Source organism: Oleiphilus sp. HI0128, from assembly GCF_001635365.1.
On sequence record NZ_LWGG01000422.1, the window covers coordinates 1 to 614 of the forward strand.

At 44.0% G+C, this 614-nt stretch carries 1 protein-coding gene; it reads left to right on the top strand.

Going from position 1 to position 614, the window contains the following annotated elements; genetic code table 11:
• Positions 1 to 614, top strand: a 614-nt coding sequence (locus A3763_RS05220) for an IS66 family transposase (protein ID WP_156494926.1), incomplete at both ends; no start/stop codon positions are given.

Consider the following 614-nt stretch of genomic DNA (forward strand, 5'->3'; position numbering starts at 1 on the left):
GCAGACGAAGACAAAAGCTGTGATGACTGCGGTCATGAATTACATCGCATGGGTGAAGATAAAAGCGAGCAGCTTGAATTCATTCCTGCCCAGATCAAAGTCATCGAACATGTGCGACCTAAATATAGTTGTCGTCATTGTGAGCAACATGCAACGAACGTCACGATTAAACAAACGCCGGTTCCGGCTTCACCTATTCCAAAAAGCTTTGCTACGGCGAGCTTGTTAAGCCAAATCATTACCAGTAAATATCAATATGGCTTACCGCTTTATCGACAAGAAAGTCTGTTCAAAGAATATGGCATCCCGCTTAGCCGACAAACGATGTCGAGCTGGTTGCTGAAGTGTACAGACTTACTCAAACCGCTTTATGACAAACTGCATGAAACCCTCTTGCGGCAAAATGTAATACAAGCAGATGAAACCACACTAAAGGTAATCGAATCCGACAAAACCAAATGTTATATGTGGTTATATTGCACCGGTACCGACTCACCCGGCAGCAATCACACAGACATTCCCAATATCGTGCTGTATGACTTCCATGAAAGTCGGGCAAGCCAGTGTGCGATTAATTTTCTACAAGGTCACTCAGGCTATTTACAGGTAGATGG